The 26539-nt window shown below is 66.1% G+C and carries 26 protein-coding genes; 12 read left to right on the plus strand and 14 right to left on the minus strand.

Annotated elements, in window-relative coordinates:
• Nucleotides 1-184: 184 nt before the first annotated feature.
• Nucleotides 185-1432, minus strand: coding sequence for an ATP-binding protein (locus AB7F11_RS09495; protein ID WP_428289359.1), 1248 nt, complete (start codon nucleotides 1430-1432; stop codon nucleotides 185-187).
• Nucleotides 1433-1435: 3 nt separating this feature from the next.
• Nucleotides 1436-2152: a response regulator gene (locus AB7F11_RS09500; protein WP_428289360.1), complete on the minus strand. Its 717-nt coding sequence runs from the start codon at nucleotides 2150-2152 to the stop codon at nucleotides 1436-1438.
• Between the two features lie 86 nt (nucleotides 2153-2238).
• Between AB7F11_RS09500 and AB7F11_RS09505 the strand changes: the two genes are divergently transcribed.
• Nucleotides 2239-3756: a class I adenylate-forming enzyme family protein gene (locus AB7F11_RS09505; protein WP_428289361.1), complete on the plus strand. Its 1518-nt coding sequence runs from the start codon at nucleotides 2239-2241 to the stop codon at nucleotides 3754-3756.
• Between the two features lie 6 nt (nucleotides 3757-3762).
• Here AB7F11_RS09505 and AB7F11_RS09510 read toward each other — a convergent pair whose 3' ends face one another.
• Entirely contained in the window at nucleotides 3763-5145 is a 1383-nt protein-coding gene (locus AB7F11_RS09510; RefSeq protein ID WP_428289362.1) for an AmpG family muropeptide MFS transporter, read from the minus strand.
• Between the two features lie 71 nt (nucleotides 5146-5216).
• Here AB7F11_RS09510 and AB7F11_RS09515 point away from each other — a divergent pair, with 71 nt between their 5' ends.
• Entirely contained in the window at nucleotides 5217-6083 is an 867-nt protein-coding gene (locus AB7F11_RS09515; RefSeq protein ID WP_428289363.1) for a M48 family metallopeptidase, read from the plus strand.
• Here the strand turns inward: AB7F11_RS09515 and AB7F11_RS09520 are convergent.
• Entirely contained in the window at nucleotides 6080-6724 is a 645-nt protein-coding gene (locus AB7F11_RS09520) for an MBL fold metallo-hydrolase (RefSeq protein ID WP_428289432.1), read from the minus strand. The two genes, AB7F11_RS09515 and AB7F11_RS09520, sit on opposite strands and share 4 nt — an antisense overlap.
• A gap of 75 nt (nucleotides 6725-6799) precedes the next feature.
• Here AB7F11_RS09520 and AB7F11_RS09525 point away from each other — a divergent pair, with 75 nt between their 5' ends.
• Complete coding sequence (locus AB7F11_RS09525; protein ID WP_428289364.1) at nucleotides 6800-7270, plus strand: DM13 domain-containing protein; 471 nt, start codon at nucleotides 6800-6802, stop codon at nucleotides 7268-7270.
• Between the two features lie 4 nt (nucleotides 7271-7274).
• Here the strand turns inward: AB7F11_RS09525 and AB7F11_RS09530 are convergent, their stop codons facing one another.
• The 4 genes from AB7F11_RS09530 to AB7F11_RS09545 all read right to left on the minus strand — a co-directional run bounded on the left by AB7F11_RS09530 (nucleotide 7275) and on the right by AB7F11_RS09545 (nucleotide 10679).
• Nucleotides 7275-8576: a TRAP transporter large permease gene (locus tag AB7F11_RS09530; RefSeq protein WP_428289365.1), complete on the minus strand. Its 1302-nt coding sequence runs from the start codon at nucleotides 8574-8576 to the stop codon at nucleotides 7275-7277.
• The gene (locus AB7F11_RS09535) at nucleotides 8573-9067 is read right to left on the minus strand and encodes a TRAP transporter small permease (RefSeq protein ID WP_428289366.1); all 495 of its coding nucleotides are present in this window, start codon (nucleotides 9065-9067) and stop codon (nucleotides 8573-8575) included. The genes AB7F11_RS09530 and AB7F11_RS09535 overlap by 4 nt, the downstream gene beginning before the upstream one ends.
• A gap of 130 nt (nucleotides 9068-9197) precedes the next feature.
• On the minus strand, nucleotides 9198-10187 hold the full coding sequence (gene dctP / locus AB7F11_RS09540) for a TRAP transporter substrate-binding protein DctP (protein ID WP_428299989.1): 990 nt from the start codon (nucleotides 10185-10187) through the stop codon (nucleotides 9198-9200).
• A 45-nt stretch (nucleotides 10188-10232) separates the two neighbouring features.
• Nucleotides 10233-10679 (minus strand): type II 3-dehydroquinate dehydratase, encoded by a 447-nt coding sequence (locus AB7F11_RS09545; protein WP_428289368.1) that lies wholly within the window; start codon nucleotides 10677-10679, stop codon nucleotides 10233-10235.
• Between the two features lie 207 nt (nucleotides 10680-10886).
• On the opposite strand from AB7F11_RS09545, the gene AB7F11_RS09550 reads away from it, so the two are divergent.
• Nucleotides 10887-11681 carry an IclR family transcriptional regulator gene (locus AB7F11_RS09550; protein WP_428289369.1) on the plus strand — a complete coding sequence of 265 codons (795 nt, stop codon included), beginning with the start codon at nucleotides 10887-10889 and terminating at the stop codon, nucleotides 11679-11681.
• Nucleotides 11682-11686: 5 nt separating this feature from the next.
• Here the strand turns inward: AB7F11_RS09550 and AB7F11_RS09555 are convergent, their stop codons facing one another.
• Nucleotides 11687-12478 carry an exodeoxyribonuclease III gene (locus tag AB7F11_RS09555; RefSeq protein ID WP_428289370.1) on the minus strand — a complete coding sequence of 264 codons (792 nt, stop codon included), beginning with the start codon at nucleotides 12476-12478 and terminating at the stop codon, nucleotides 11687-11689.
• A 10-nt stretch (nucleotides 12479-12488) separates the two neighbouring features.
• Here AB7F11_RS09555 and pyrE point away from each other — a divergent pair, with 10 nt between their 5' ends.
• Together pyrE and AB7F11_RS09565 are read left to right on the plus strand one after the other, a co-directional pair.
• The gene (gene pyrE / locus AB7F11_RS09560) at nucleotides 12489-13202 is read left to right on the plus strand and encodes an orotate phosphoribosyltransferase (RefSeq protein WP_428289371.1); all 714 of its coding nucleotides are present in this window, start codon (nucleotides 12489-12491) and stop codon (nucleotides 13200-13202) included.
• A gap of 10 nt (nucleotides 13203-13212) precedes the next feature.
• Complete coding sequence (locus AB7F11_RS09565; protein ID WP_428289372.1) at nucleotides 13213-13872, plus strand: DUF4124 domain-containing protein; 660 nt, start codon at nucleotides 13213-13215, stop codon at nucleotides 13870-13872.
• Here the strand turns inward: AB7F11_RS09565 and gatB are convergent, their stop codons facing one another.
• The 3 genes from gatB to gatC are packed head-to-tail and all read right to left on the minus strand — an operon-like array spanning nucleotide 13873 to nucleotide 17115.
• The gene (gene gatB / locus AB7F11_RS09570) at nucleotides 13873-15327 is read right to left on the minus strand and encodes an Asp-tRNA(Asn)/Glu-tRNA(Gln) amidotransferase subunit GatB (protein ID WP_428289373.1); all 1455 of its coding nucleotides are present in this window, start codon (nucleotides 15325-15327) and stop codon (nucleotides 13873-13875) included.
• Nucleotide 15328: 1 nt separating this feature from the next.
• A complete protein-coding gene (gatA, locus tag AB7F11_RS09575; protein ID WP_428289374.1) occupies nucleotides 15329-16819 on the minus strand; it encodes an Asp-tRNA(Asn)/Glu-tRNA(Gln) amidotransferase subunit GatA in 1491 nt (496 codons plus the stop codon).
• Nucleotides 16816-17115 carry an Asp-tRNA(Asn)/Glu-tRNA(Gln) amidotransferase subunit GatC gene (gene gatC / locus AB7F11_RS09580; RefSeq protein ID WP_428289375.1) on the minus strand — a complete coding sequence of 100 codons (300 nt, stop codon included), beginning with the start codon at nucleotides 17113-17115 and terminating at the stop codon, nucleotides 16816-16818. Before gatC ends, gatA begins: the two co-directional genes overlap by 4 nt.
• Before the next feature lie 270 nt (nucleotides 17116-17385).
• Here gatC and AB7F11_RS09585 point away from each other — a divergent pair, with 270 nt between their 5' ends.
• The 4 genes from AB7F11_RS09585 (at nucleotide 17386) to mrdA (ending at nucleotide 22011) form a co-directional block, all read left to right on the plus strand.
• Nucleotides 17386-18429 carry a rod shape-determining protein gene (locus tag AB7F11_RS09585; RefSeq protein ID WP_374523159.1) on the plus strand — a complete coding sequence of 348 codons (1044 nt, stop codon included), beginning with the start codon at nucleotides 17386-17388 and terminating at the stop codon, nucleotides 18427-18429.
• Nucleotides 18430-18478: 49 nt separating this feature from the next.
• Nucleotides 18479-19423 carry a rod shape-determining protein MreC gene (gene mreC, locus AB7F11_RS09590; RefSeq protein WP_428289376.1) on the plus strand — a complete coding sequence of 315 codons (945 nt, stop codon included), beginning with the start codon at nucleotides 18479-18481 and terminating at the stop codon, nucleotides 19421-19423.
• Nucleotides 19420-19950, plus strand: a complete 531-nt coding sequence (gene mreD / locus AB7F11_RS09595; protein ID WP_428289377.1) for a rod shape-determining protein MreD — start codon at nucleotides 19420-19422, stop codon at nucleotides 19948-19950. The genes mreC and mreD overlap by 4 nt, the downstream gene beginning before the upstream one ends.
• Nucleotides 19951-20061: 111 nt before the next feature.
• Nucleotides 20062-22011, plus strand: coding sequence for a penicillin-binding protein 2 (gene mrdA, locus AB7F11_RS09600; RefSeq protein ID WP_428299988.1), 1950 nt, complete (start codon nucleotides 20062-20064; stop codon nucleotides 22009-22011).
• A gap of 42 nt (nucleotides 22012-22053) precedes the next feature.
• Here mrdA and AB7F11_RS09605 read toward each other — a convergent pair whose 3' ends face one another.
• Entirely contained in the window at nucleotides 22054-22812 is a 759-nt protein-coding gene (locus tag AB7F11_RS09605) for a TSUP family transporter (RefSeq protein WP_428289379.1), read from the minus strand.
• 263 nt (nucleotides 22813-23075) lie between these two features.
• Here AB7F11_RS09605 and AB7F11_RS09610 point away from each other — a divergent pair, with 263 nt between their 5' ends.
• Both AB7F11_RS09610 and AB7F11_RS09615 read left to right on the plus strand, forming a co-directional pair.
• Nucleotides 23076-24479 carry an ammonium transporter gene (locus AB7F11_RS09610; protein ID WP_428289380.1) on the plus strand — a complete coding sequence of 468 codons (1404 nt, stop codon included), beginning with the start codon at nucleotides 23076-23078 and terminating at the stop codon, nucleotides 24477-24479.
• 1 nt (nucleotide 24480) lies between these two features.
• The gene (locus tag AB7F11_RS09615; RefSeq protein ID WP_428289381.1) at nucleotides 24481-24792 is read left to right on the plus strand and encodes a hypothetical protein; all 312 of its coding nucleotides are present in this window, start codon (nucleotides 24481-24483) and stop codon (nucleotides 24790-24792) included.
• 93 nt (nucleotides 24793-24885) lie between these two features.
• Here AB7F11_RS09615 and AB7F11_RS09620 read toward each other — a convergent pair whose 3' ends face one another.
• The gene (locus AB7F11_RS09620) at nucleotides 24886-26529 is read right to left on the minus strand and encodes a GMC family oxidoreductase (protein ID WP_428289382.1); all 1644 of its coding nucleotides are present in this window, start codon (nucleotides 26527-26529) and stop codon (nucleotides 24886-24888) included.
• Between the last annotated feature and the right edge of the window lie 10 nt (nucleotides 26530-26539).

Below are 26539 nucleotides of genomic sequence, written 5' to 3' on the forward strand. Positions count from 1 at the left end.
GACAGCAACGACGCAATTGTGCGCTGCCACATGCGTTTAGACCATCCCCCATTTGGGGGAGTACACGGTTATTTCGTGGGCAATAAAACCCGAAATCCCCAGCAATTTCAAGCCATTCCCACCACTCGCCCCGATCGGTGCGGCCGGGCAGGCGGTGCTTTTTCGGGGATCGGCGGTGTACGCTTCACGTGCGGAGCTCGACCACGAAGCGTGCCCCACCGCCGGGCCGGTCTTCACAGCGCACCTGACCGCCGTGGCGCTCCACAATGGTCCTGACCAGCGACAGCCCCAGTCCCACACCGCCTTCGCGCTCGCTCGCACCGGGCAATCGGTAGAAAGGCTCGAAAATGCGTTCACGCTGGGCGGCGGGCACGCCTGGCCCGCGGTCCTCCACCCACAGCACCACCCGCTCTGGTGCGCTGCGCTTGGGCGCGAGGATGCTCAGCCGCACATCCGGCTCGTTCAGTGGGCCCGCGGCGGCAGGCTTTCCGTAGCGCCTGGCGTTTTCGAGCAGGTTGCGCAGCACCCGGCGCAGCAGCCGTGCGTGGCCCTGCACCAGCGCCGGCGACGCACCAGGCGCGATCTCGAGGTCGGCGCCGGTGCGCGCGCACTCCTCGGCAGCAAGCCCCACCAGGTCCACCTCTTCCATCGGGCCCAGGGCCGACGCGTCGCTGGCGTCGCGCAAGTCGAGCCGGCTGGCCAGAAGGATTTCGTCGATCAATTGGTCCAGTTCGTCGATGCTGCGGGCAATCTCCGCGCGCTGGATTGGGTTGTCGCTCTCGCGGCCGAGCAGTTCCAGGCCCATGCGGATGCGGGCCAGCGGTGAGCGCAGCTCGTGCGAGGCGTTGGCCAGCAGGGACTTGTGCGATTGCAACAGCGTCTGAACCCGCTCGGCAGCAGCGTTGAAGCGGGTGGCCAGAAATGCCACTTCATCCTGACCCTGCACCGGCAGGCGCGTCGACAGATCGCCCGCGCCCCAGCGCTCTACGCCCTTCTGCAAGATCTCCAGCCGCTTGGTCAGGCGCCGAACGATGGGATAGGCACCCAGGGCCACCGCCAGCGCCACCAACCCGAGCAGCCAGGCAAAGCCGGTGGGCGTCTGCAGCCACTCGGGTGCGCGGCGGCCTGGATTGTTCTGAGCCTGATTTGGCCGTGGAATCAGCACATACAGCGTGCGCCCATCCTTCATCAGCACCTCGAACTCCCAGCCTTCGCCAGGAATGCGCACCGCGCGCGCCGGCGCCTCACCGACCACATCTCGTGCGCCGTCCCTCACCACCACCGTGCGCATCACACGCGCATCGCGCTCGGCCCGGTCTTGTTCGAGCGCCTGTTGCCACAGCCAGCCCACCACCAGCGTGAGCACCGTCACGGCCGACACCACCGCCAGCCAGATGCGAACGTACAGCCTGGAGCCGAAAAGGCTGCCCACGGCCTAGTCCTGCTGCTTGGCGAACACGTAGCCCACGCCGCGCACCGTCAATATGCGCTTGGGATCCTTGCTGTCGACCTCGATGGCGTTGCGGATGCGACCGATGTGCACGTCGATCGAGCGGTCGAAGGCTTCGAGCTCGCGCCCGCGCACCGCCTCCATGATCTGGTCGCGCGTGAGCACGCGCCCGGCGCGCTCGGCCATGGCCACCAGCAGGTCGAACTGGTACGACGTGAGCTCGCACACCTTGCCCGCCACCTGCACGGTACGGGCATCGCGGTCGATGTCCAGCGAGCCAAAGCGCATCACGGGTGTGGTGCGCGAGGCGCTGGCCTGCCCCGGGTCACCTCGACGGCGCAGCACCGCTCGCACGCGAGCGAGCAATTCACGGGGCTCGAACGGTTTGGGCAGGTAGTCGTCGGCACCGATCTCCAGGCCGATCACGCGGTCCATGGGGTCGCCCTTGGCGGTGAGCATCAGCACCGGCACCCGGGATGCTGCACCGGGCAGCGCACGGATGCGCCGGCAGACCTCGAGACCGTCCATGCCCGGCATCATGAGGTCGAGAATGACCAGCTCGGGCTGGACCAGCTGCAACTGCTCCAGGCCTTGCTCGCCGTCGTTGGCGTGGGTGACGTCGAAACCTGACTGGCCCAGGTACTCGATCACCATTTGCGCCAGGCGCGCATCGTCTTCAATCATCAGCAGCGGAGAGGTCATGGTTTCAGTGTAGCGGTGTCCATGGGAACAGGACATGCTGGCGCCTCCATGTGAACGTCACTGTGGACTCACGTAAAGTAATGTGAATGAAGCCACAGCCCATTGCCTCGTTCGATGCCTTGCTCGATCAACTGGCGGGGCAGCCGCCAAGGCGGCCGGCGCTGCGCTGGTTCGAGCCCGGCAACCAGGTCGCCGATGCGCGCTGGGGCAGCCTGAGTGGCCCTGAACTGGCCCGGCGTGTCGCCGTCATGGCGGCCTGCCTGACCCAGGCGGGCTTGAAGCCAGGCGATCGGGTCGCCTGGCTTGGCCTGAACCACCCAGCCCAGATGGCACTGTTGATGGCCCTTGCACGGTTGGGCGGTGTGATGGTGCCAATGAACCACCGCCTGTCTGCGGCGGAATGGGGGGCGCTGCTGGACGACTGCAGCCCCGCCCTGCTGGTGCACGATGACCCCTTCGCCGAAGCCGCACAGGCGCTGCGGCTTCCCAGGTTGTCGGTGCATGCGCTGGAGGAACACGCGGACACCGGCCCCACCCAAGCCATCGCAGATGCCGAGCGCAGGCCTGCGTTGCTGGTGTACACCTCAGGCACCACCGGCCGACCCAGGGGCGCCGTGCACACGCAAGGCAACCTGCTGGCCAACATGGCGATCGCCGCCCAGGTGCAGCAAATGACGCAGCAGGACACTGTGCTCACCGCACTGCCGCTGTTCCATGTGGGCGGCCTGTGCATCCAGACGCTGCCAGCACTGTGGGTGGGCGCGCAGGTCCTGCTGTTCACCCGGTTCGACGCCGCGGCCACGCTGGCCTGTATCCGCCAGGAGCGCCCCACGCTCACCTTGCACGTGCCGGCCACGCTTCAGGCACTGGTCGGTCACCCGCAGTGGGCCGAGACCGACCTTTCCAGTCTGCGCGCCATCTGGGCCGGCTCCAGCCTGTTGCCCACCCCTCTGATCGCAGCCTGCCACGCGCGCGGCGTGCCCGTGTGCAATGTGTACGGCAGCACCGAAACCGGCCCGTTCTCCATCGCCCTGCCCAGCGTTCATGCCCTCGACCACATCGGTTCCTGCGGCTGGCCCGCACCGGGTGTGGACGTGCGCCTGCACGACGCAGCAGGCCGCGAAGTGGCGCCGGGCGACGTGGGCGAGATTCTGGTGCGCGGGCCCAATGTGGTGTCGCGCTACTGGCCCGATCAGCCCGCTTGCGATGCCGATGGATTCTTCCATTCCGGCGACCTGGCTCTGCAAACGCCAGACGGCAGCTACACCGTGGTGGGCCGCGCCAAGGACATGGTGATCTCAGGTGGTGAGAACATCTACCCCGCCGAGATCGAAAACCTGCTGGCTCAGCACCCCGCGGTGGCCGAATGCGCGGTGGTGGGCCAGGAAGACACCCGATGGGGCGAGGTGGTGGTGGCGGTGGTGGTGCTGCGAGATCCACACACCCCCGACTGGGACGCCTCCCTTCAGGCGTTTCTGGACGGCCGGCTGGCGCGCTACAAGTGGCCGCGCCGCTGGCACCGTGTCGAGGCGCTGCCAAAAACCGCTCTGGGCAAGGTGCAGAAGCCGGAGCTCAAAGCCATGCTCGCGACCGCCACGAGCTGACCGCTTTCAGGGCGTCTTCTCCGCCGGGGCCATGCGCGTGGCCAACCAGATCAGCAGCAAGACCGGCATGCCCAGGCAAGCAGTGGCGATAAAGAACGTGGAGTAGTCGTAGGCGTCGACGAACGCGCCCGAATAACCCGCCAGCCATTTGGGCGCAAGCAGCATCATCGAGCTGAACAAGGCGTACTGCGTGGCCGAGTACTGCACATTCGTCAGGCCCGAAAGGTAGGCAATGAACGCGGCGGAGGCCACGCCGGCGCTGAGGTTGTCGGCCGAGATCACGAAGATCAGCGCCACCACATCGTGCCCGTGCCCCGCCAGCCATGCGAACAGCAAGTTGCTCGCAGCCGAGAGGATGGCGCCGAGCATGAGCACGCGCATGACACCCAGCTTGAGCGAGAGCGCACCACCGATGAAGGCGCCCACCAGCGTCATGATCACGCCGTAGATTTTGGTGACCGCGGCCACTTCGTCCTTGGTATAGCCCATGTCCACATAGAACGGGTTGGCCATGATGCCCATCACCACGTCGCTGATGCGGTACACGCCGATCAGCGCCAGGATCAGCACGGCCTGCTTGCCGTAGCGCTTGAGGAAGTCGGCGAAGGGCTCGACCAGGGCGCCCTGCAGCCACTCGGCGGCATTTCGCGCTGGCGGCAGCGCCAACCGCACCGGCTCGCGTGAGAACAGCACCGTGAGCACGCCCACCAGCATGCTCGCGGCCATCACCAGGTAGGCGGTGCTCCAGGCCGCCTGCTGGTAGAGCACGCCGGGCGCAGCGCTTGCCACCGTTGGCGGCACCACTTCGGCGCGCGCCGCGATCCACAGCACGCCGGCGCCGGCCCAGATCATGGCCAGCCGGTAACCGGTCTGGTAGGTGGCCGCCAGCGCACCCTGGTGGCGCACGTCGGCCGACTCGATGCGAAAGGCATCCAGCGCGATGTCCTGCGTGGCCGAGGCAAAGGCCACCGCCAGCGCACACCACACCACCAGTGTGAGTTCGGTGCGCGGGTCTGCCATGGCCATGCCCGTCAGCGACAGCATGATCAGCGCCTGCGACAGCAGCAGCCAGCTGCGGCGGCGGCCCATCCAGCGCGTGAGCAGCGGAATCGGCAGGCGGTCGACCAGCGGCGCCCAGCACCACTTGAACCCATAGGCCAGGCCGACCCAGCTCAGGTACCCGATGGTGGTGCGGTCCAACCCAGCCTCGCGCAGACGAAAACTCAGCGTGCCCAGCACCAGCAGCAGTGGCAATCCGGCCGAGAAGCCCAGGGCAAACATGCGCAGGCTGGCGGGCTCCAGGTACACGCGCAGGGTCTCACCCCAGCCAGGCCTTGCCGGCGTCGGTTCGGCAGCGGCAGGGGCTTGGCCGGTGGAAGAAGAGGGCATGGGCGAGGGTTCGGAAGGGACAGGGTTTGCTCGGACGGGCGCAACCGCCCGGCTTTGACTATTATTCACGCATGTGTTTCATCTGCGACTTCAAGGCCTCCCACGCGTCCCCGGATGGGCCTGACCACGTATGGTCGGCGCGGCGAGCTTTCCTGCTTGCTGGCGGGGCCGCTGCAGCCAGCGCCAGCCTGCCCGCCGCCGCGCAGGTGGATGTGGGTCAGGCCTCGGCGCTGCGCAACCTGGTGCCCGCCGAAGAACTGGAAAACGCCGCCGGCAAGCAGTATTCGCAAATGATGGGCGAGGCCAACGCCAAGAAGCTGCTCATGCCCGACGGCCACCCTCAGGTGCAAAGGCTGCGAACCATCGCGCGCCGCCTCATTCCGCATTCACCGCAATGGAACAAGCGCGCCACGGCCTGGCGCTGGGAAGTCAACCTGATTCAGAGCGCACAAGTCAACGCCTTCTGCATGCCCGGCGGCAAGATCGCCTTCTACACCGGCATTCTGGAAAAGCTCAGCCTCACCGACGACGAGACCGCGATGATCATGGGCCACGAAATGGCCCATGCGCTGCGCGAACATGCGCGCTCTCGGGTGGCCAAGAGCAATGCCACCGGCATCGGCCTTTCCATCGCGGCGCAGTTGTTCGGTCTGGGCCAGCTTGGTGACATCGCCGCCAACCTGGGCACGCAGTTGCTCACCCTCAAGTTCAGTCGCGAGGACGAGACCGAGGCCGATCTGGTGGGCCTGGAACTCGCGGCCCGCTCCGGCTACCAGCCCCGCGCCAGCGTCACGCTGTGGCAGAAGATGGCCGCCAACAGCGGTGGGTCCAACGCCAGTTTTCTCTCCACCCACCCCAGCGGCCCCGACCGCATTCGAGAACTCGAAGCCAACGTGCCGCGCGTGCAGGGCTTGTACGAGCAGGCCCGCAGGAGCTAGGGCGTCGCGTCTCTGACGTAGGGGTTGCTCTTTCTCTCTTGCCCGAAAGTGCTCTCCGGTCCGTGACCGGGAATGAACACGGTGTCGTCCCCCATGGGCCACAGCCGTTCCTTGATGCTGTCGAGCAACTGCTGGTGGTTGCCCTGCGGAAAGTCGGTGCGGCCAATGCTGCCGGCAAACAGCACGTCGCCCACGAAGGCGCGCTTCGCCTCCCGGGAATGGAACACCACATGGCCCGGCGTGTGCCCAGGGCAGTGGCGCACGTCGAGCGTGCAGTGGCCGATGCGCACGGTGTCGCCATCGGCCAGCCAGCGCGTGGGGGTGAAGGCTTCGGCGGGCGGAAATCCGAACATGGCGCCCTGCTGCGGCAGGCCGGTGATCCAGAACTGGTCGCCCGGGTGCGGGCCGATGATGGGAAGGCTCAGGCGGCGCGCGAGTTCGGCGGTGCCACCGGCGTGGTCAATGTGGGCGTGGGTCTGCCAGATGGCCTTGAGGTTCAGGCCCAGCCGCTTCACCTCTGCCAGCACGCGATCGAGATCGCCACCCGGGTCGATCACCGCCGCGTCCATGGTCTCGTCGCACCACACGAGCGAGCAGTTCTGGGCAAAGGCGGTGACGGGGACGGTGAAGTAGCGCAGCATGTCGGGCCTGATGAAACGGGCCATTCTAGAAGCCCGACCTGCACTGACTGCCGCAGCCTGGTGTAAAACCCGATCATGAAGAAAACCCTGCTCCTGCTCGCATCCCACGCTCTGGTGGCCATCCTGGGCTTTGGCGCAGGCGTGTACTTCCTGCCCATCCTCATCGCGCCGCCGGCTCCCGAGGTGAGTGAGGTCAGTGCGCTCGCGTCCAAGGCCCAGTTCACCGGCCGTTTTCGTCGCGAACTTGCCGGCAGCGACGCGTTGCACTGGGGTGAGGGAACGGTATCGGTCGGCCCAGACGCCATCTCGCTGATGGGACGACTGGCGCCGGGGCCTGACTACAAGCTCTACCTCTCGCCCTCCTTCGTGCAGACCGAGGCCGAGTTCCTGCCGCTGAAGGACCGGATGCTGCGCGTGGGCGACGTGAAGACCTTTGAAAATTTCGTCGTGTCCATGCCACCGGGCGTGGACCTGGCGGCCTACAACACCGTGGTGGTGTGGTGCGAGACCTTCAAGGAATTCATTTCAGCCGCGCAGTACCGCTGAGGCCCTAGCCCGAGTAGCCCGCCAGCCTGGGCAGGAACAGCACCATGTCGGGCCACAGCGTGACGAGGGCCAGCGCCCCGGCCATCACTGCCAGAAACGGCACCATCTCACGCACCAGTTCGGTGAGCGAGATGTCGGCGATCTTGGTCATCATGAACAGCAGCAGGCCATACGGTGGTGTCACCAGGCCGATCATGATGTTGAGCACGGCCACCACACCAAAATGCACGGGATCGACGCCCAGCGCCACAGCGGTGGGCAGCAGCACCGGCAGGATCACCAGGATGATGGTGGAACCTTCGAGAAAGCAGCCCAGCAGAAGCAGCAGCAGGTTCACCAGCAGCAGGAAGCCCAGGGGCGAGAGGTCGAGCGCCTTGAGCAGGGTGCTGAGGGTAGCGGGGATGTTCTCCACCGTGATCACATAGTTGAACACCAGCGCGCCTGCGATCAGCATGCCAATGGAAATGCTGACGCGCGCACTCGAAATCAGCGATTCGTAGATGTCGCCCCAGCCGATGCTGCGGTAGAGCACCACCGAGATCAGCAGCGCGTACGCAGCGGCAAGGCCCGCCGCTTCGGTGGGCGTGGTGATGCCGGTGTACAGGCAGCCCAGCAGGACCACCGGCAACATCAGCGCCGGGAAGGCCTCGCGAGTGATGCGCGGCATTTCGCGCAGGGGCACCTTGTCCTCGACCGGGAACCTGCGCCGCTTGGCCAGGAAATAGATGAGCCCCATGAGCACGCCGCCCAGCAGCAGGCCGGGCAGGACACCGGCGATGAACAGGTAGCCGACGGATGTGCCGGACACCAGGGCATACAGCACCAGCGGGATCGAAGGCGGCAGGATGGGGCCGATCACCGATGAAGCGGCGGTGAGCGCCGCGGCAAAGCCCCGCGTGTACCTGCCGTCCTTGGTCATCATCACCTGCATCAGCTTGCCCGAGCCCGCCGCGTCGGCCAGTGCCGACCCCGACATGCTGGCGAACACGATGCTCTGCAACACGTTCACCTGCGCCAGGCCTCCGGGAAAGCGGCCGACGATGGCATTGCAGAAGCGCATGAGCCGGTCGAGCACGCTGCCCGAACTCATGATGGTGGCGGCCAGGATGAAGAGCGGAATCGCCAACAGCAGGAAGCTCTGGTAGGTGCCATTGAGCAATTGCTCGGCCACGGTGCCCAAGTCCATGCCCTTGACATACAGGTACAGGACCGAGCCACCGATCATGGCGTGGCCCACAGGCACGCCCAGCAGGCTGAGCGCCAGGATGGTGCCCAGCGCGAGTGAAAATGGGCTGGTGAAGTTCACAGTGCAGAGCCGGGTGTGAGGGGAGCGTCAGCAGCGGGGTCCTTGCCCCGGCACAACTGGACGATGTTCCAGAGGTTTCGGGCAATGACGGCCACCGAGAAGACGATGTAGATCGAGAACAGCACGTCGAAGCGGGTGTTCAGGTAGGAGCTCTTCTCGACCTTCATGAAGCTCACGTAGTCGTACGCTGCGGGGAGTTGCATGGCGAAGAGCACCACGACGCAGACCGAGCCGACGATGCCCATGCCCATGCGCGCTCTTCTCCCCACGTTGGCCGAGATGAAGTCAATGCGGATTTCCTCGCGGTCCTTCAGCACGAAGGCCGCACCCCAGAGCACCAGCCAGAGCCAGGCCAGCAGCGAGACCTCGGTCGTCCAGCCGACCGGCCAGTTGAAGACGTAGCGCAGAACGATCTGCAGGATGAACGCCACGAAGATGACCGCCAGCAAGCCGGCGGCCACCACGTTGGCGAACCGGGAAAGTGTGCGCATGACGTTCATTCGGAGCACTACGAGTCGTTGCGTGAAGAGATCCCCACCAGAGACACCGCGGAGCTGGCTTTGCCAGGCCGCAGGTGTCGCCCCTTGAGGGGGTCGCGCGAAGCGCGGCGGGAGGTGTTTGCTATTTCATGGCATTGATCTTGTCCAGCATGCCCGCTGGCCAGGATTTGGCCTCCTCCGATGCCAGGTAGATCTTCTGCGCGTGTTCACGGAATGCCGCCACATTGGGTGTGTACACGTCCAGCCCCTGGCGCTTGAAGCCCTCGGCGAGCTCGGCCTCGCGTTTCAGGTGCTCGGCTGTGCTCCAGGCGATGGCTTTGTCGGCGGCGGCCTGGAAGGCCTTCTGCTTGGCGGGCGACATGCTCTGCCAGGTCTTCATGTTCACCGTGAGCAGGTCGTAACCCACCAGGTGCGAGGTCATGACGATCTGCGACATCACCTCGTAGAACTTCATGTTCTGCACATTGGGCAGAGGATTGTCCTGGCCGTCGATCGAGCCGGTCTGCAGGCCGGTGTAGGTCTCGGCGTAGGCCATGGGCGTGGGGTTGGCACCGATCGAGCGGCCCAGCAATTGCCAGCTGTCGCCAGGGGGCATGCGCAGCTTCACGCCCGCCAGGTCCGCCGGGACGTTGATCTTTTTCTTGGGTTTCAGGCCAACCTGGCGCGTGCCGAAGAAAGTGGGCCCCAGGATCTTCACCTTGAGCTGGTCCTCCACCATCTTCTTCATCTGCACGCCCATGTCGCTGGCGAAGAACTGCGTGAGGTGGTTGGCATCCCGGAACAGGTAGGCCGAGGTCAGCAGCGACCACGCCGGAATCTGCTTGGAGATGTCCTGCGGGCCAATGTTGCCCATCTCGAGGTTGTCGCGCTGCAGGGCGACAAGCTCGGTGCCCTGACGGAACAGCGTCGAGTTCAGGAACACCTCGACCTTGAAGTCGGACTCGATGTCCTTGGCGAACATCTTCATCATGTCGGCGCGGATGTCCTTGTCCGAAAACACAGCGGCAAAGCGCAGCGTGGGCGGCGTCTGCGCCCAGGCCGGCAGGCTCATGGTGGCGGCCAGCGTGGCACCGGCGCAGATCAACGAGCGGCGATTGAGTGAACGGTTCATGGTGAGTCTCCTGTGTGGTGAGGGTGAACGGGTTGCCGGGCAAAATCAAGTGGCCGCGGACAGACGCTGCGCCACCGCGCGCAACGCCATGTCGTAGCCGTGCGGGCCGAAACCGCAGATCACGCCGGTGGCACCTTGCGAGATCAGCGAGTGCTGGTAGAGCGGATCACGCCGGTGGATGTTGGTGATGTGGACTTCGGCCACCGGCTGGTCGAGCGTCTTGATGGCGTCCAGCAATGGAATCGAACGAAACGACAGACCGGCGGGGTTGATGACCAGCGCGACGCTCTTCTCGCGAGCCTCCTGCACCCAGTCCACCAGCACGCCCTCGTGGTTGGACTGGCGGAACTCGCAGCCCAGCCCCAGCTCGGTCGTGACACGCCGGCAGAGTTGTTCGACCTGTGCCAGGGTCGTGCTGCCGTAAAGATGCGGTTCGCGCACGCCCAGCAAGTTCAGGTTGGGTCCGTTGAGAACGTAAACGGTATCGGTCATGGGGAAATGCATCCTTGGAAGAGGAACACCGGCTGGCTGCATGGCCAACGTCCCGGTCATCTCGGGGTCGGGGCTTGCGCAAACCGCTGTCTCCGTGTTTTCATCGCGGCTTGCCCGATCGGGCTCGCCCACCGGATGAATTCTTGATCCCTCCTAGGAAAATCTTTCCTAATTGGAAAATGATTTCTTGATACGAAATTAATACCCATGAGTCTTGCACTGGATCGCGGACTGACCCTGCTCGAACACCTTGCCGCTCATCCGGATGGCCTGCCCCTGGCCCTGATGGCCGCCGAACTGGACATGCCCCTGAGCGCCTGCCACCGCCTGCTCGGCGATCTGCAGCGGCGCGGCTATGTGCGCCAGGCGCGCAAGCAAGGCGACTACGTGCTCACCACCAAGGTGGTTTCGCTCGGTCTGGGCTACCTCAGCAACACCGGCATCGTTGACATCGCGGAGCCGATCGTGGAGCGACTGGCACAGAAATCGGGCGAGCTCGCACGGCTGTCCATCGTGGACGACGACCACCTTACCTGGGTGGCCAAATCGCAAGGCGCGCGCCAGGTCGGCCTGCGCTACGACCCCGACATGGGCGCCGAGGCTCGCCTCTCATGCACTTCGTCCGGCCACGCCTGGCTGCTCACCCTGAGCGACGAACGCGCCCTCGAACTCGTGAGTCGCCAAGGCTTCGGTCTGCCCAAAGACTACGGCCCCAGGGCGCCGACCACGGTGAAGGAATTGCTGGACATCCTGCACACCGCCCGGATGCGCGGCTACGCCACCATCGACGAAGTGTTCGCACCGGGCATGGCCGCCATGGCCGCGCCGGTGCTGCGGCGCAAGGAAGCCATCGGGGTGCTCAGCATCGCGGGGCCGCGCACGCGCCTGACGCAGGCCCGCATGCTGGAACTGGCGCCCGTGCTGCTGGACGCCGCCGCCGAACTGGGTCCGATCAGCAACGCATCCAGCCTGTTCGGCCGGCCACCACTGGGCAAGGGGTGATCGCCCTACAACGTGAAGTCGTAGTCGATCGTGATCGGCGCGTGGTCGCTGAACTTCTCGCCCTTGTAGATGGCTTCAGCGCGTGCCGTCTCGGCCATGGCGGGTGTGGCCAGGTGGTAGTCCAGCCGCCACCCCACGTTGTTGGCGTAGGCCTGGCCCCGGTTGCTCCACCACGTGTAACAGGCGTCGGTGGTGTCGGGTTGGAGGCGGCGGTAGACGTCGATCAGGCCGCCTTGTTCCACCAGCTTCGTCATCCAGGCGCGCTCCTCTGGCAGGAAGCCGCTGTTCTTCTGGTTGCTGCGCCAGTTCTTCAAGTCTTCCTTCTGGTGCGCGATGTTCACATCGCCACAGAGGATGAAGTCGCGCTGGCTCTTGAGCGCCAGCAGGTGCGGGAAGAACTGATCGAGGAAACGGTACTTCGCCTCCTGGCGTTCAGGGCCTGACGAACCGCTGGGAAAGTAGGCGCTGATGACAGAGAACTTGCGGCGGGGCGTGTCGAAGCGCAACTCGGTGTAGCGCCCTTCGGCGTCGAATTCGGCGCAACCGAAGCCGATCAACACGTCGCTGGGCGCATGGCGCGTGTACACCGCGGTGCCTGAGTAGCCCTTCTTTTCGGCGAAGTGGAAGTGCCCCTGCAGACCGGCGATCTGCTCGAAGCGGCCGCTCACATCCAGGGCCTGCGCCTTGACCTCTTGCACGCAAATACAATCGGGCCGGTGCGCGGACAGCCATTTCTCCAGCCCCTTGGTGGTGGCGGAACGGATGCCGTTGAGGTTGAGGCTGGTCAGTTTGAACAAGGATGTCCCCATGGGTTTGCAAGCAGGCGCGGCACAGGCCGAGGCCCCTGATGCACTGGCGCAGGAATTCGTGCAGTTCTGCGTCGATGCCGGCGTGTTGAAGTTCGGTGAATTCAAGACCAAGGCCGGGCGCCTGAGCCCTTACTTCTTCAATGCGGGCCTGTTCGACGACGGCGCCAAGCTCGGCCGGCTCGCGCAATTCTATGCAAAAGCCCTGCTGGCCAGCGGCATCGAGTTCGACATGATTTTCGGCCCTGCCTACAAGGGCATTCCGCTGGGTGCGGCCCTCGCCGTCGAGCTGGCCCGGCTGGGCCGCAACGTGCCTTTTGCCTACAACCGCAAGGAGGCCAAGGACCACGGCGAAGGCGGCACGCTGGTGGGCGCGCCACTCAAAGGTCGCGTGCTCATCGTCGACGACGTGATGTCCGCCGGGACGGCCGCGCGCGAGTCGATTGCACTCATTCGTGCGGCCGGCGCCGTGCCGCATGCGGTGGCCATCGCACTGGATCGCCAGGAAAAAGCCACCGAGCCAGGACCCGATGGCCAGGTACGTGACGTCGATCACAGCGCAGTGCAGTACGTCCAGCGTCAGCTCGGCCTGCACGTTTGTGCGATTGCGAGGCTGGCCGATTTGCTGCACTATCTGACGGCTCACACGGGTGGTGCCTTCGACGCCCACCGGGAACGCGTGCTGGCGTACCGCCAGCGCTACGGTGTGACCTGAACCCAATTCCATGCTGCACAACCCACTCCGCCTCCTTTCTTCGGTGCGCTTCGCGCTGCTGGCTCTGAGCACCACAATCTTCGGCGGCTTGCAGGCGCAGGGCGTCTACACCTGCATCGACAGCAAGGGGCGGCGCCTCACCTCCGACCGCCCGATCGTGGAATGCCTGGACCGCGAACAGCACAAGCTGGGCAACAGTGGCGTGGTGCGCCAGGTGGTGCCACCCAGCTACACCGCCGAGGAGCGCGCCAAACTCGAAGCCCAGCGCCGACTGGAAGACGAACAGCGCGCCCGGGTGCAGGAAGAGCGGCGCCGCGAACGCGCGCTGCTCATCCGCTACCCCAACCAGGCCGTACACGACAAGGAGCGCGCCGACGCGCTCGGGCAGATCGACGAAGTGATCGGGGCGGTGAACAAGCGCGAGCAGGCACTGATGGTGCAGCGCAAAGAAATCGACGTCGAGATGGAGTTCTACCAGGGCGACGTCAGCAAGGCGCCCAACTGGCTCAAGCGCAAGATTGAAGACAACGAAAAGCAGATGATCGTGCAGAAGCGTTTCCTGGACGAGCAGGCCCAGGAAAAACAGCGCATCAACGCGCGCTTCGACGAAGAGCTGGCCAAACTCAGACAGCTCTGGGCCGCCGCCGGCGGGCGTGCTCCCGCGCGCTGATCAACCGAGTTTCTGACGCAGCAGGTCGTTGACCTGTTGCGGATTGGCCTTGCCCTTGCTGGCCTTCATCACCTGACCGACCAGCGCATTGAAGGCCTTTTCCTTGCCGGCGCGGAACTGCGCCACGTTCTCGGCGTTGGCGGCCATCACCTCGTCGACGATTTTTTCCAGCGCACCGGTGTCGTTCATCTGCTTGAGGCCCTTGGCTGCGATGATGGCATCGACGTCGTGGCCCTCGCCGGTCCAGAGCGCCTCAAAAACCTGTTTGGCGGCGTTGTTGGACACGGTGCCATTGGCAATTCGACCGACCAGCGCGGCCAGTTGCGCCGCGCTCACCGGCACGCTGGCCATGTCGCCTTCCTCGGCATTGAGCCGGCGCGAGACCTCGCCCATGATCCAGTTGCTCACCAGCTTGGCCTGGCCGCTGGCCTTGGCGGCGGTTTCAAAATACACCGCCATCGCCGGGCTCTGCGTGAGCGTGGTGGCGTCGTAATCGGGCAGGCCGTAGTCGCGCACCAGGCGCTCGGCAATGGCACGCGGCAGTTCGGGCATCTCACCGCGCACCCGCTCCACCCATTCGCGCGCAATCACCAGCGGGGGCAGGTCCGGGTCAGGGAAATACCGGTAGTCGGCCGCGTCTTCCTTGGTGCGCATGGCGCGCGTTTCGCCGGTGTCGGGATCAAACAGCACCGTGGCCTGCTGGATCGCATGGCCGTCTTCGATCTGCTCGATCTGCCAGCGCACTTCATAGTCGATGGCCTGCTGCATGAACTTGAAGCTGTTCAGGTTCTTGATCTCGCGGCGAGTGCCCAGCTCGGCGCCCGGCTTGCGCACCGACACGTTGGCGTCGCAGCGGAACGAGCCTTCCTGCATGTTGCCGTCGCAGACGCCGATCCAGGTCACGATCTTGTGCAGCTCTTTCGCGTAGGCCACCGCCTCGGCGCTGGAGCGCATGTCGGGCTCGGTCACGATTTCCAGCAGCGGTGTGCCGGCGCGGTTGAGGTCGATGCCGCTCTGCCCGATGAAGTCCTCGTGCAGCGATTTGCCCGCGTCTTCTTCCAGGTGCGCACGCACCAGGCGCACGGTCTTCTTCTCGGCCCCGAGGAAGAAGGACACCTCGCCGCCCTGCACCACGGGAATCTCGAACTGGCTGATCTGGTAGCCCTTGGGCAGATCCGGGTAGAAGTAGTTCTTGCGCGCAAACACGCTCTGCTCGGCGATGTGCGAGCCCAGTGCCAGTCCCAGGCGAATCGCCTTTTCAACGGCAGCCACGTTCATCACCGGCAGCGTGCCAGGCAGTGCCAGGTCCACGGCGCAGGCCTGCGTGTTGGGCTCGGCACCGAAAGCCACCGGTGCGCGGCTGAAAATCTTGGACTGCGTGGAGAGCTGAGCGTGGGTCTCGAAGCCAATGACGACCTCGTAGCCTTGCACCAGAAGGGATGTGCTGGAACTCATTTCAGTAGCCTTGCGGAGCGCGGGTGTGCCAGTCGGTGGCCTGCTGGAAGGCGTGCGCGGCTTGCAGCAGCGGGCCTTCCTGAAAGTAGTTGCCGACGAGTTGCAGGCCCACGGGCATGCCACCAGCGCCAAAACCGGCCGGCACACTCATGCCGGGCAGGCCGGCCAGGCTGGTGGAGAGGGTGTAGATGTCGGCCAGGTAGTTGGCCAGCGGGTCGTCGCTCTTCTCGCCGATCTTCCAGGCCACGGTGGGCGCCACAGGGCCGGCGATGACGTCGCACCGTTCAAAGGCGGACTGGAAGTCCTGCGCGATGAGGCGGCGGATCTGCTGCGCCTTGAGGTAGTAGGCGTCGTAGTAGCCGTGGCTGAGCACGTAGGTGCCGATCATGATGCGACGCTGCACCTCGGGACCGAAGCCCTCGCTGCGCGACTTCTTGTACATGTCGATCAGGTCGTCGTACTTGGCAGCGCGGTGGCCGAACTTCACGCCGTCGAAGCGGCTGAGGTTGGAACTGGCCTCGGCGGGGGCGATGATGTAGTAGACCGGAATGGAGAGTTCGGTGCGGGGCAGCGAAATGTCGACCAGCGTCGCACCGAGTTTCTCGTATTCGGCCAGCGCGGCGCGCACGGCCACCAGCACATCGCCCGCGCAGCCACCGCCGAAGAACTCCTGCGGCAGGCCGATGCGCAAACCCTTGAGCGGAAACGCGGCCGTGGCGCCCGCGCGCGGCTGTCCGAGCAGCGCGGTGTAGTCCTCCGCCGGGTGGTCGAGGCTGGTGGAATCGCGATCGAGGTCGGGGCCAGCCATGGCGCTGAGCAGCACGGCGCAGTCGGTGGCGCTGCGGGCCATGGGGCCAGCCTGGTCGAGGCTGGAGGCGAAGGCCACCATGCCATACCGCGAACAACGGCCATAGGTCGGCTTGATGCCGGTGATGCCGCAGAAGCTGGCGGGCTGTCGGATGGAGCCACCGGTGTCGGTGCCGGTGGCGGCGGGCACCAGGCGTGCGGCCACGGCGGTGGCGGAGCCGCCCGAGGAACCACCGGGCACACGCTCGGCGTCCCAGGGGTTGTGCACCGGGCTGTAGGCGGAGTTGTCGTTGCCCGAACCCATGGCGAACTCGTCGCAGTTGAGCTTGCCCAGCGACACCGCGCCCTGCGCGCCCAGCCGCTGCACCACGGTGGCGTCGAATGGACTGCGGTAACCCGCCAGCATCCTGGAGCCGGCGGTGGTGGGAAAGTCCTTCGTGACGAAGATGTCCTTGTGCGCCAGCGGCACGCCCAGCAGCGGCGTGCGCTCACCGGCGGCGATGCGGGCATCGGCGGCCCGGGCCTGGGCCAGCGTGGCGTCTTCGTTGAAGGCGAGATATGCGCCGAGCGAGGCGTGCGCCCGGGCGCGGGCCAGCAGGTGCTGCGCGGTCTCGACGCTGCTGGCTTTTTTGTCAGCGATGGCAGCGGCCAGGCCGGCCACGCCCAGGGTATGCAGATCGCTCATTCGATCACCTTGGGCACGAGGAACAGGCCGCGTTCGACGGCGGGGGCGCTCTGCTGGTTGGCTTCCCGGTTGTTGGGCTCGCTGACCACGTCGGGGCGCAGGCGCAGCGACACGTGGTCGATCACCGCCGTGGGGTGCGCCAGCGGCTCCACCCCGGTGGTGTTGACGGCGTTCATCTGCTCGACGGTGTCGAAGAAGCCATTGAGCTGCGAGCGCAGGGTCTCGCTCTGGGCATCGGTGAGCTCCAGGCGCGCCAGATTGGCGATGCGCCCGATGTCGGACAGGGTCAGGGACATGACTGAAACGGATTCCGGGTGGAAGGGGCCTGCATTCGCGGGGCGACGATCACCCCTGAAACGACGTGTAAGCGGTCAAAATGCGCCCCAATTGCGTGCAGTTGCGCACAGGGGATACGGTATTATCCAAGGTTTAACGGCGATACCCTCCGCCTCAGCGTTTCCGCCTTGGAATCAACCACTTAGCACCGATGCCCGGCCCCACCTCCGGCCCCACCCCTGGCGATGAGCGCGCGAAGCCGTGCCCGTGCCCCACAGGATTCACGCACCATGTTTGAAGCTTTCCGTCGGCAGTTCTCGACCGACCTGGCCATCGACCTCGGCACCGCCAACACCCTCATTTACGTGCGCAACAAGGGCATCGTGCTGGACGAGCCCTCCGTGGTGTCGATTCGCCACGAAGGCGGCCCCCAGGGCAAAAAGACCATCCAGGCGGTGGGTCACGAAGCCAAAGCGATGCTGGGCAAGGTGCCCGGCAACATCGAAGCCATCCGCCCCATGAAAGACGGCGTGATCGCGGACTTCACCGTCACCGAGCAGATGCTCAAGCAGTTCATCAAGATGGTGCACCCGCGCTCGATGTTCAAGCCGAGCCCGCGCATCATCATCTGCGTGCCCTGCGGTTCGACCCAGGTCGAGCGACGCGCCATTCGCGAATCGGCCCTGGGCGCAGGCGCCTCGGAGGTCTACCTGATCGAGGAACCGATGGCGGCCGCCATCGGCGCAGGCCTTCCCGTGTCGGACGCTTCCGGCTCCATGGTGGTCGACATCGGCGGTGGCACCACCGAAGTGGGTGTGATCAGCCTGGGCGGCATGGTCTACAAGGGCAGCGTGCGCGTGGGGGGTGACCGCTTCGATGACGCCATCATTGCCTACATCCGCCGCAACTACGGCATGCTGATCGGTGAACCCACGGCCGAAGCCATCAAGAAGCAGATCGGCTCGGCCTTCCCTGGCAGCGAAGTCAAGGAAATGGAAGTCAAGGGCCGCAACCTCTCCGAGGGCGTGCCGCGCAGCTTCACCATCTCCAGCAACGAAATCCTCGAAGCCCTCACCGACCCGCTCAACAACATCGTCTCGGCGGTCAAGATGGCGCTGGAGCACACGCCCCCCGAACTGGGCGCCGACATCGCCGAGCGGGGCATGATGCTCACCGGCGGCGGCGCGCTGCTGCGCGACCTGGACCGCCTGCTGGCCGAGGAAACCGGCCTGCCGGTGCTGGTGGCCGAAGAACCGCTGACCTGCGTGGTGCGCGGCTGCGGCATGGCCCTGGAACGCATGGAGCGTCTGGGCACCATCTTCACCAGCGAATAAGCCTGGGCCGTCCTCCGGCCCGGCCACGCACCCATCTCTCTAGAGTTTCATGCCACTGGGCACCCTGGACCGGACCCCGCCCCCCTTTTTCAAGCAGGGTCCCTCGGCCCTGTCCAAACTGGTGGTCTTCAGCGCGGTGGCGCTGTTTCTGATGGTGGCCGACCTGCGCTTTCGCCTGGCGGTGCCGCTTCGCACTGCGGTGGCTGCCGTGCTGTATCCGGCGCAATGGGCGGTGCTGCAGCCGGTGGAGCTGGTCTCCATGGCCGGGTCCTACTTCACCTCCCTGCACGCGGCCCAGCAAGGCGAAGCCCAGGCGCTGAAGCGGCTCGCCACGCAAGCGCAGCGCAGCCTGCAGCTGGAACAGATCTCCCTGGAGAACGAGCGTTTGCGCCAGTTGCTGGCGATGCGCGAACGCACCGGCGCCGCGGCCACTGGCGCGCAGGTGCTCTACGACGCGGCCGACCCATATTCGCGCAAGATCGTGATCGACCGGGGCCAGACCCACGGTATCCAGGCAGGCTCGCCCGTCATTGATGAAAGCGGTGTGCTCGGGCAGGTCACGCGTGTCTACCCACTGGTCTCCGAAGTCACTCTGCTGATCGACCGCGACCAGGCCATTCCCGTGCTCAACGCGCGCACGGGTGTGCGCAGCGTGGCCTACGGCGAGCCTTCGGCCAGTGGTGACGGCCTGGAGTTGCGCTACACGCTGGCCAGTGCCGACATCGCCCAAGGCGACCTGCTCACCACGAGTGGCGTGGACGGCGTCTACCCCGCCGGCCTGCCGGTGGCGCGCGTGGCGCTGGTGGAGCGACAGGCCGAATCGGCGTTCACCCGCGTGCGCTGCGAACCCATGGCCCGGGTACAGGGCACGCTGCACGTGCTGGTGCTCGCGCCGGCGGGCGATGCCCTGCCGCCCTCGCCCCTGGTGGAGACGCCGCCCGAGCGCGCGGCGCGCGGCGCCAGCCGTCCCGGCAGCCGGAGCACCGCACCATGATCATGCGCCCAGGCCAGCAGCTGCTGCTGCCCGCCAACCCGGTCTTCATCTGGTTCAGCCTGCTCAGCGCGCTGATGTTCAACATGCTGCTGAACATGGGCCTGTTCGGGCGGGCGGCCTGGGTGCCGGACCTGCTGGCCGTGGTGCTGGTGTTCTGGAGCGTGCACCAGCCCCTGCGCATCGGCGTGGGCGTGGCCTTTGCCTTCGGCCTGGCCATGGACGTGCACCAGGGTGCGCTGCTCGGCCAGCACGCGCTGGCCTACACCGCGCTCGGGTTCCTTGGCATCTCCATGCATCGTCGCCTGTTGTGGTTCAGTGTGCCCAACCAGGCGGTGCAGGTGCTGCCCCTGTTTGTGGCTGCGCACCTGCTCGAACTGCTGGTGCGCATGGCCGCCGGCGGCACCTTCCCGGGCGTGCTCTACCTGTTGGCGCCCGTGATCGAGGCCTTGCTCTGGCCGGTGGTGAGCGTGCTGCTGCTGGCGCCGCAGCGCCGCGCGCCGAACCCTGACGACAACCGTCCGCTGTGAACACGCCCCCACGCTCCGCCGCTGCGCGGGTCGCTGCCCCCCGAGGGGGTTGTTTCGCCTGGGGGCGGCCCGGCGGCGAAACCTCGTCTGCTCGCATGAGGTCCACACCGCATGACTGAAATACGGAACATCGAAGCCGATCTGGCGCAGTTCCGCACCCGGGTGCTGCTGATCGGGCTGGCGGTGGTGTTCGCCTTCGGCCTCATCGCTGCCCGCATGGTGTACCTGCAAGTGGTGCGCCACGACGACCTGCTAGCACAGGCCGAGAGCAACCGCACCGCCGTGCTGCCGGTGGTGCCGAACCGGGGCCAGATCCTGGACCGCAAGGGCCGCGTGCTGGCCACCAACTACTCCGCCTTCACACTGGAGATCGTGCCCTCGCGCGTCGACGACCTGGACGCCACCATCAAGGCGCTCGGTGAACTGGTGGAGGTCACGCCGCGCGATGAGCGACGCTTCCGCAAGCTGGTGGAGGAGTCGCACAGCTTCGATTCGTTGCCACTGCGCACCCGCCTGACGGACGAAGAGGTCGCCCGCTTCACGGTGCAGCGCTACCGCTTCCCGGGCGTGGAGGTGCGTGCACGGCTGTTGCGCCAGTACCCCAATGGCGATGTGGCCAGCCACGTCATCGGTTACATCGGGCGCATCAACCAGCGCGAGAAGGAAGCCATCGGTGACTGGCCGGAGGAAGACCAGGCCAACTACCGGGGCACGGAGTACATCGGCAAACTGGGCGCCGAGCAGCAGTACGAGCGTGAGCTGCATGGAATCACCGGATTCGAGCGCGTGGAAACCTCGGCGGGTGGCCGCGCGGTGCGTTCGCTGGCCCACACGCCCGCCACGCCGGGCAACACCGTGGTGCTGTCGATCGACATCCAGTTGCAAAAGCTGATCGAGGACATGTACGGCGAGCGACGCGGTGCACTGGTGGCGATTGATCCGCGTTCGGGTGAGGTGCTGGCCTTCGTGAGCAAACCCACCTTCGACCCCAATCTCTTCGTCGAAGGCATCGACGTGGAGAACTGGCGCGCGCTCAACGAATCGCTCGACAAGCCCCTGCTCAATCGCGCCATGCGCGGCACTTATCCGCCAGGCTCTACCTACAAGCCGTTCATGGCCCTGGGCGCGCTGGAGACGGGCACGCGCAGCGCCAGCACCGTCATCAACGACCCGGGCTTCTGGATGTTCGGTGGCCACCGCTTCCGCAGCCACGACGACGGCGGCCTGGGCGCGGTGGACATGAAGCGCAGCATCGTCAAGTCGAGCAACACCTATTACTACTCGCTGGCCAACGAGATGGGCGTGGACACCATGCACGACTTCATGAAACCCCTGGGTTTCGGGCAGATCACCGGCATCGACCTGCGTGGCGAGGTGCGCGGTGTGCTGCCCAGCCAGGCCTGGAAACGCAACACCTACAAGCGCCCGGAGCAGCAGCGCTGGTACGCGGGCGAGACCATTTCTCTGGGCATCGGACAGGGTTACAACAGCTTCACCATGCTGCAGCTCGCCCATGCCATGGCCACGCTGGCCAACGGCGGCACCAAGTTCAAGCCGCACCTGACCATGGCCACGGAGAACGTGATCACGCGCGAGCGCACGCCGCTGCCCGGGCCCGCTCCAGAAAACCTCGGCTTCAAGCCCGAGAACGTGCGCACCGTGCTCGACGCCATGGCCACCGTGACCACCGAAGGCACTTCCACCCGCGTGTTTGCGGGGGCGGGCTATGCCAGCGGCGGCAAGACCGGCACCGCCCAGGCCGTGACCATCGGCCAGCGCGACCGCTACGACGCCCGCAAGCTCGAAGAACACCAGCGCGACCATTCGCTCTACATCGCCTTCGCACCGGTCGACCAGCCGCGCGTGGCGCTGGCGCTGGTGGTGGAGAACGCCGGCTTCGGCGCCGCGCACGCCGCCCCCATCGCGCGCCGCGTGTTCGACTACCTGTTGCTCGACCAGTTTCCCAACCCGCAAGACCTCGCCGCGGTTCGCGTCGGCCAGGCAGGCGCACCGATCGGCAAACCGCTCAAGGCCAGCGAAATGCCCTGGCCGCTGGAATAGGCCCCCCTTCGCCGCTGCGCGGCTTCCCCCCTGAGAGGGGGCCTACCCAATCCAGGCGTCGTAGGTGGTTTTCAGGATCAAGGCGGTCACCACGAGGATGAACACACCGCGCACGAAGCCGCTGCCGTGTTTGAGCGCCAGGCGAGTGCCCAGCAGGCTACCCACCACGTTGGCCAGCGCCATGGCCAGCACGAAGTGCCACCACACGTGGCCTTTCCAGGCGAACAACATCAGCGCCGCCAGGTTGGAAGCGGTGTTGAGCAACTTGGCGCTGGCGCTGGCGTGCAGAAAGTCGTAGCCCAGCCAGCGCACGAACAGGAAAACGAAGAAGCTTCCAGTGCCGGGACCGAAGAAGCCGTCGTAGAAGCCGATGGTCACACCCAGCAGGCAGGCTGCGAGGGTTTCGCGCCGTCCGGAAAAACTGGGCGCATGGAGGCGGCCCAACTCCTTTCGCGCCAGCGTATAGGCCAGCACCGCGATCAGGATCAGCGGCAGCGCGCGGCGCAGAAAGTCGGGCGAGATCACGGTCACCGTCCAGGCCCCCAGCATGGATCCCGCGAAGGCCACCGCTGCCGCCGGCAGCAGCGCGCGCCAGGGCATCTGCACCCGGCGGGCATATTGCAGCGTGGCCGCCGCCGTGCCCCAGACGGAGGCGCCCTTGTTCACGCCGAACAAGGTGGCAGGGTGCGTGGTGGGAAACATGGCAAACAGCGCGGGTACGAGGATGAGTCCACCGCCCCCCACGATGGAATCCACGAATCCGGCGAACAGCGACGCCAGCGAAACAAGTAGCAGCTCCATCCGGCGATTGTCTCCGCCAAAAAAAAACCGACCCACAGGGGTCGGTTGAGTAAACGGGCATCTCTGGGGACGCTGAAACATTCGTTTTTAAAGGACTGGGTTGTCTCCTCGGTCCCCCGCGGTCACCAGCGCAGTGCGCTGCTTGCGAGTGCCTGCACTGTAAAGGCCCGCACCAGCCTTGTGCATCGGGGCTTTCCCTTGCTTTTTCGCGCACTTGGCACAGGAAATGCTGCCTGTTGCTCGTCGTTGGAAAAGGTTATTTCATGCACCACTACCGTGTTTTCGTGCGGCCGGCCTTGTTTTGCCGTCTTCTGGCCGCCATCCGCTCTCTTCGCCTGTTTTCGGGCGCGTTGCTCTGGCCAGGGCTGGTGGCTGCCCAGACCGAAACGGTCCCTGCCGCGCAGCAGGTGACGCTCAGCACGCCAGGCCTGGTGGAAGCGGCCAGCATCCAGGGCGCCGACACCGCCTGGCTGATGGTCAGCACCGCCCTGGTCTTGCTCATGACGTTGCCCGGCATCGCCCTGTTTTATGGCGGCATGGTGCGTCGCCTCAACGTGATCAACACCATGGCCAGCGTGGTCGGCATCGCCGCCGTGGTCAGCGTGCTCTGGTTCGGGCTGGCGTATTCCATGGCCTTCACGCCCGGCGGAGCCGTGGGCACCTTCATCGGCGGCATCGACCGCATGGGTTTTGCCGGCATGGAATTCCTGGGGGCCCAGGGCCGGGTGGCGGTCAGCCACATCGCGCCGCATGTGCCCGAGTCGGTGTTCGCCATGTTCCAGCTCACCTTTGCCATCATCACCTGCGCCCTGGTGGTGGGGGCGCTGGTGGAGCGCATGCATTTCGGCGCTTTGCTGCTGTTTGCAGGGCTTTGGCTGCTGATGGTGTACGCACCCATTGCGCACTGGGTGTGGGAGCCGGGTGGCTGGCTGGCGCAGATGGGTGTGCTCGATTTCGCGGGCGGCTCGGTGGTCCACATCAACGCCGGCGCGGCGGCGCTGGTCTGCGCCTACGCCCTCGGTCCGCGCGCGGGGTATGGGCGCGAACCTTTCGTGCCCTTCAACCTGGGTCTGACCATGGCCGGGACCGGCCTGCTGTGGGTGGGCTGGTTCGGCTTCAACGCCGGCTCGGCGCTCACCGCCGATGGCCGCGCCGGCCTGGCGTTGCTGGTCACACACATTGCCGCCGCTTCGGGTGCACTGTCCTGGATGGCGGCCGAGTGGTTCGCGCGCAAACGCGCCTCGCTGCTGGGCCTGTGCTCGGGTGTGGTCGCTGGCCTGGTGGCCATCACGCCGGCGGCGGGTTTCGTCTCGCCACGCAGCGCGCTGCTGATCGGCATCGTGGCTGGCGTGGCGTGTTACTGGGGCGCCACCACCTTGAAGCGCAAGCTGCGGGCAGACGATTCGCTGGACGTGTTCGGCGTGCACGGCGTGGGCGGCCTGGTGGGTGCGCTGCTCACCGGCGTGCTGGCCGACCCGGCCATCTCCGGTGTGGAGGCGAGCTTCCTGGCGCAGGTGGTCGGCTGCCTCGCGGTGCTCACCTACAGCCTGGTCATGACGGCCGTGGTGCTCTGGATCACTTCGCGATTTGCCACCTTGCGCGTTCGCGAAGGCGACGAGCGTGCGGGGCTGGACACCTCCCTGCACAACGAACAGCTGGGCCACTAGGATGAGCGCCAGCGGCAACGCGTTCGCCATCGCTGCGCACCTGCACGTGCTGCTGCGGCGCAAGACTGGCCGCGTGACCGACACGGAATGGATGGCGACGAACGCCGACTACGCGCGCGAGATCGTGCGGCATGCGCGCGAGAAAGCAGCGAGCGACGGGCATGTGGAACTGCTGCTCTGGGCCGACAAGCTCGAAGCCGCCATCGTGGACATGGGCGCGCCTCCCCGCAAGACCATGCTGGAGATGGCGGCGCAGGTGTTGCGAGACGCGCCGGCGCTGGAAGAGAAGCGTTACATCGGTCGCCTGCGGTAGATCAAGCCTCTGTTCGCCCTGAGCCTGTCGAAGGGCACGCACGGGAGCGGCTTCGACAAGCTCAGCCCGAACGGTGCGGGAGGCGTACGGACCTCAGCGTCCCGCCACCAGCCAACGCGCAGCCTTCTCCGCAATCATCAGCGTTGGGCTGTTGGTGTTGCCGCTGGTGATGGTGGGCATCACGCCCGCGTCCACCACCCGCAAGCCCGCCACGCCGCGCACGCGCAGATGGCTGTCGACCACGGCCATGGCGTCGTCGTCGCGGCCCATCCTGGTGGTGCCCACCGGATGGAAGATGGTGCTGGCGATGTCGCCGGCCAGGCGCGCGAGCTCCTCGTCGCTCTGGTATTGCAGGCCTGGCTTGAACTCCTCGGGCTGGTATTTCGCCAATGCTGGCTGGGCCACGATGCGACGCGTCACGCGCAGGCTGTCGGCGGCCACGCGACGGTCTTCGGGCGTGCTGAGGTAACACGGCGCAATGGCGGGCGCATCGTCGGCGCGGGCCGAGGTGATGCGCACATGGCCCCGGCTGCCGGGGTTGAGGTTGCACACGCTGGCGGTGAACGCCGGGAAGGCGTGCAGCGGCTCGCCAAACGCATCCAGGCTGAGCGGCTGCACGTGGTATTCGAGGTTGGCGTATGGCTGCTGCGGATCGCTGCGCGTGAAGGCGCCAAGCTGGCTGGGCGCCATGCTCATGGGCCCGCTGCGCCTGAAGGCGTACTCCAGGCCAATGCGCGCCTTGCCCCAGAGTGAACTGGCCAGCACGTTGAGCGTGGACGCGCCCTGGACCTTGAATACCGCACGGATCTGCAGGTGGTCCTGCAGGTTCTCGCCGACGCCGGGCAGCTCGTGCTGCACTTCGATGCCATGCTGTTGCAACAACTTTGCCGGCCCGATGCCCGAGCGCTGCAGGATGGCGGGGGAGCCGATGCTGCCAGCACTGAGCACCACCTCTTGCGCAGCGCGAACCGATACGCGTTGTTCGCCACGTCGCAGCTCGACGCCCACGCAGCGCAACTCCCCGCTGGCGCTGCGCTCGAGCAACAGTCGCTCGGTGAGTGTCTCGGTCCACACCGTGAGATTGGGTCGGTGCTGCACCGGGCGCAAAAAGGCTTTGGACGCATTCCAGCGCCAACCCGCTTTCTGGTTGACCTCGAAATAGCCCACGCCTTCGTTGTCGCCGCCGTTGAAGTCGGCCGTAGCGGGGATGCCCGCTTGCTGCGCTGCGGCGGCGAATGCGTCGAGGACGTCCCAGCGCAGGCGCTGTTTTTCGATGCGCCACTCTCCACCATGGCCATGCAGTCGGGCGAAAGCGGGGTCCTGCGCAGCGTCAAGACGGTGGTGGTTCTCGTGCGCCTTGAAGTCGGGCAGGCAGGCGTCCCAGCGCCAGTCGCCATCACCGGTGAGCGCGGCCCACTGGTCGTAGTCGCGGCGCTGGCCGCGCATGTAGATCATGCCGTTGATGCTGGAACAGCCACCCAGCGTCTTGCCGCGCGGGTAGCGCAGGCGGCGGCCATTGAGGCCAGGATCGGGCTCGGTCTGGTAAAGCCAGTCGGTGCGCGGGTTGCCGATGCAATACAGGTAGCCCACCGGAATGTGGATCCAGTGGTAGTCGTCCTTGCCGCCGGCCTCGATCAGCAACACCCTTTTGGACACATCGGCCGAGAGCCGGTTGGCCAGCAGGCAGCCGGCGGTGCCCGCGCCGATGACGATGAAATCGAAGGTGGCGTCGGTCATGGTCGCCCTC

The sequence above is a fragment of the Hydrogenophaga sp. genome (genome assembly GCF_050250835.1).
Lineage (GTDB): Bacteria > Pseudomonadota > Gammaproteobacteria > Burkholderiales > Burkholderiaceae_C > Hydrogenophaga.